This window comes from Dialister sp. UBA1703 (genome assembly GCA_002320515.1).
Classification (GTDB): domain Bacteria; phylum Bacillota; class Negativicutes; order Veillonellales; family Dialisteraceae; genus Dialister.
The window spans coordinates 1-4,559 of sequence record DCJJ01000027.1 but is presented as its reverse complement, the minus strand read 5'-3'; the positions used below and the strand labels follow the sequence as shown (position 1 = coordinate 4,559).

Annotated in this window: 3 protein-coding genes; all 3 read right to left on the bottom strand. The window is 54.9% G+C overall.

What is annotated here, in order from left to right:
• Positions 1 to 61: 61 nt before the first annotated feature.
• Positions 62 to 508, bottom strand: coding sequence for a 50S ribosomal protein L9 (gene rplI, locus B2Y11_RS01480; protein ID WP_291055239.1), 447 nt, complete (start codon positions 506 to 508; stop codon positions 62 to 64).
• Positions 505 to 2,496 (bottom strand): DHH family phosphoesterase, encoded by a 1,992-nt coding sequence (locus B2Y11_RS01475; protein WP_291055236.1) that lies wholly within the window; start codon positions 2,494 to 2,496, stop codon positions 505 to 507. Before B2Y11_RS01475 ends, rplI begins: the two co-directional genes overlap by 4 nt.
• Positions 2,497 to 3,359: 863 nt before the next feature.
• Positions 3,360 to 4,316: a YybS family protein gene (locus B2Y11_RS01470; protein ID WP_291055233.1), complete on the bottom strand. Its 957-nt coding sequence runs from the start codon at positions 4,314 to 4,316 to the stop codon at positions 3,360 to 3,362.
• Positions 4,317 to 4,559: the final 243 nt, after the last annotated feature.

The window sequence follows — 4,559 nt, the reverse complement described above, 5'->3', positions numbered from 1 at the left end:
CGGGAATACTGGAAAGCACCGCCAGTGACGCAAGAAAATCCACCCCGCAGGGTGGATTTTCTTATTCTGCTACAACCGATACGTGGACGGTGCTGGTCACCTGCTGGTGTACCCATACTTCCACATCGTATTCGCCCAGGGTCTTGATGGGGCTCTTGAGACGGATATTTTTCTTTTCCAGTTTGAATTTATACTGCTTTTCCAGTGCTTCGCTGATGTCCTTGCCGGTGACGGAGCCGAAGATTCTTCCGTCTTCGCCGCACTGGACTTTGATGACAACCTTGACTTTTTTCAGCTGGGCTGCCATGATGACTGCCTCGTCAGCGGCCACCTTGTCCTTGAAGACCTTGGATTCCTGGCGCTGGGCGGCGGTGTTCAGGTTGGCTTTGGTGCCTTCCACCCCCAGGCCTTTGCGGATGAGCACGTTGCGGCCGTAGCCGTCGGAGACTTCTACTACGTCTCCCTTTTTGCCCATTTTCTTTACATCCTGTAAGAGTACGACTTTCATTCTTTTTCCTCCTTTATTTGTTTGCGGACCTGTGAAATAATCACTTTCTCCGCATTTTCTCTATTTCCTTCTTTCCCCAGCTGGGCACCGGCAACGGTCAAATGACCGCCGCCGCCCAGGGCTTCCATGACTACCTGCACGTTGACGGAGCCATCGGAACGGGCGGAAAGACAGAGTCCTTTATCGGTATGGTAAAACAGGAAGCTGGCCCGGATTTCCTTGATGGTAACAAGGTAGTCCGCCACCTGGCCTGCCAGGATCTGGGATTCCTCCGCATCCTCGGGACAGGCGGCAATGGCAATGGAGCCGTCTATGAGCTTCATTCCTGCCAGGATTTCCGCTTTGCTTCGGATACTGCTGATATCCTCTTCAAAGAGGCGGTGCACCAGTTTCGTATCGGCGCCGCAGCGGCGCAGGAAGCTGGCTGCGTCGAAGGTGCGGACGCTGGTCTGGACGGCGAAGTTCTTCGTGTCCACCACAATGCCTGCATAGAGGCAGGACGCTTCCAGCTCGTTCATTTCCTCGTCGCCGCCGTAGTACTGCACCAGTTCGCTCACCAGCTCGGAGGCAGAGGACGCGGAAGGTTCCATATAGGTAAGAAGGGTGGACGTAATCATGGAGCTGGCTCTCCGGTGATGGTCGATGACCACTTTCTTCTTTGCCTTTTTCAGCACCTCCGGAGCCGCCACCAGTTCCGGTATGTGGGTATCCACCACCACCACCACCGTCTTGTCGGTAACCATGCCTTTGGCCTGGCCTTCGTCGATGAGAAGGCCTTCCGCCGCGCCGCTTCCTTCGATGGCTTCCACCATCTTGCGGCAGGTGTCCCTTTCTCTGGAAAGGACGATATGGGTTTCCTTATGGGATGAACGGGCCAGATGGGAAACACCCACCGCCGCCCCCAGGGCATCGAAATCCTCGTGGCCGTGGCCCATGACAAGCACCATATCGGCGCCGTCGATGATTTCCTTCAGCGCCTGGGCCACCACCCTCACCCTGACCCGGGTGGAGCTGACCGCCGTAGGCGATTTGCCGCCAAAGGCCTTCACATCCTTGCCTACCCGCACGATGGCCTGGTCGCCGCCCCGGCCCAGGGCCAGGTCCAGGGATACCTGGGCTTCCTCAAACTGCCTTGCAAAGCTGTCGTCGCTCTGCACAATGCCGATGGAAAGGGTGACGGGGATGCGGTTCACCGTGTGGATTTCCCGCACCTTGTCCAGAATATCGAAATTATCCTCCATCATGTCCGCCAGTGCCTTCTGGGAAATGCAGGTGACGAAATCGGTGGTGGAGTACTGCTTGATAAAGCCGTCCCGGCTGGAGAAATAGGACAGCACCCTTTCCGTCACATCGGAAAGGAGGGCCGATTTTTCCATATCCGTCATGTCCGCCGTCACTTCCGACACATTGTCGATACGGATAATGCCGAATACCGGCCGTGCCTCGGTGCATTCCTTCACCGCCACTTCCACATCGGTGCGGTCCATGAAATAGAAAACCATGAAGGGGGACTGGGTGTCGCCGCCGATGTCCACGTCGATGAACTTATGGAATACCCGGAAAAAGGTGCCGCCGGCATGGCAGTCAAACCAGCCGGTTTTGCCCCATATTTTGGAAATCTTCTGGCCGGAAATGAGATTCTGGAAACGGACGCCCTCCTGGGCATCCTTCCCTATCCAGTTCCGGAACACATTATTGGCCCAGACCAGCTCCTTCTTCTCATCCATCATGGCAATGCCTACGGGAAGATTCTTCACCGCATACACCGTCCCCGCCGACACGCCGGCGGACAGATCGTCCAGATACCGGGAAAGCTTCCTCTCCTGATAGAAATCGCAGCGCTTGATATAGACAATACAGCCTGCCACGATGATGAAAAGAAGAAGCCCCAGCTGCCAGTTCTGGGTAGCCAGCATGACCACCGCCACAAGCAGCAGCGCTATCATTATGCGGGATGTCTTCTTGTACACCCAAATATCGCTCAGCATTTTCTTTAACCTCGATTTCAAAACCGATAATTTTTCACCGGCATAAGCCAGCCTACTCTAATCCTACTCGAAATCAGGAATGAATGCAAATGTATGTGTATGGACAGGCCTTCGATGGGAGGGTTCAAAAGGTTCAGAGGGTTCAGAGGGTTCAGAGGGTGGCGGTGGGCGCCTTTTAATTGATAGAAGGCGCCAGTTTGTATAAAACCTTTATAACCGGGCCTTCGCCCGTCGGAAAACCATACAACCGCCCTGCGGGCATGGAAATGCATTCCCCCCTTTGGTGGCTGGCGCCACCACCTTGCCCGGTGGGAAGCATGTCACTGGATTCGCGGGTCGCGGGGCTCCCCTATGAATCCAGTTCCCTTGCCACCTCTTCGAGGGGGCACAACAACCCGTGCTTACTGTAGAGATGCTTATGAAGAGAATGTTTCGTGGTGTTTTATTCTGCCCCCGCTTGCGGGGGCAGTCCGGCGAAGCCGGATAGGGGGAGGCGAGCGCAGCGAGCCAGTCAGCAGAATTCCTATCATAACGTATGATACAGAAAAGTAAATCCCGTAACGCTGACTTTATAAGCATTGCCCTAAGGGCAATCCGCAACCCTCAGCGGCGAAGCCGCTGTCGCCCCCTGAGCGGAAGCGATGCACAGCGAACACATTTTGAAGGAGCGGAGCGACGCACAAAATGTAGTGAGTCGTTTCCCCTGTGGGGACACAACCCTTTTACACAACCCGCGGCGCCAGCCGCACCCCTTTTTATAATCTGCGGCGTCAGCCGCCACCGCCACCCTCTGAACCCTTTGAACCTTCTGAACCTTTTGAACCCGGGCCACAGAGTGGCCCATACAGCCGCCGCTCCTGTTTCTACTGGTAATTCCGCTTCTTTCTGTAGCTGGCAGCCATGTCCGCAATGCCCAGGAACACCGCAAACATCTGGATGACACCGATGAAAGCAGAAAGGATCATAATGAACAGCCGGAGCGGTTTCATGAAGGGATAGCGGTGAGGCATCCACCAGAGCACCGACAGCCCCTGGAGCCAGAAAATGGAAACGCAGAGGGTGCCCAGATTGTAGGCCACATAGGACATCTGCTCCTGATCCTTGAAGAAATACTGGGCCGCCAGCACCAGAAGGTAAAGGGCCAGGGTGCCCTTCGGAAATTCCCACCGTTCAAAAGGCGGGAGATGGGGAATATCGGTAATGCCCATTTTCTTGAACACATGGGAACCCAGGGTCATGGAAGCCCAGGAGTAGAAAACAGAAACGGCCACCAGCGTATAGGGCACCGATTTTTCCATGGCATCCATGAGGAACTCCACCTTTTCCTTCGCCTGGTCCAGGGCCTCGCCGCTGTAGAAGGAAGGCAGCGTTTCCAGCATGCTGTCCCTGATCTGGGAAAGGCCTTCACTGCCGAAAATCAGGCTGGGGAGCCCCAGCAGATAGAGGGTGGCCATGCCTTCCGCCACCAGGGCCAAAAGAACCACCACGGCGCCCGCAATCAGCGTCTTGGCAGCAGACACCTTAAACCGGTAGCATATCCCCATGGTGACCCCCAGAAGGCCGAAGATGGCGCACACAAAGGCAGCGGACACCACGCCGAAAAAGGTGGAGTCCAGCACCAGCACGCCGGTGGTTACCACAATGGACCATTTCACGCCTTCCTTCATGCCCAGATAGGCAATGGGAAGGGGAATCAGCAGGAAAACTACGGTAGAAAGAAGGGGCATGTAAAGCCCCAGAAGGGAAAGCACCACTACCAGCGCCGTACACATGCCGGCCCGCACAATGGCATGATTGTCTCCGGAAATCTGATCGTTCATATAAAACTCCTTCATAAATATGATGATATAGATATTATATTTTACCACATTTCGATAAGTTCATGCAGAACCCCCAAGCCCCGGGCTTGGGGAGCCTCCTCTTCTCCTGAGGCAAAGGGGAGGGAAAAGCGGCAGGGCCTTAGGGAAGCACTGATTCATTCGCAGAATCGAATTTCATATGTATTTTTATCCAATGATGCGTCATAAGTCTCCTTAAATAGCTCGCTATTCGCGTCGACTTAT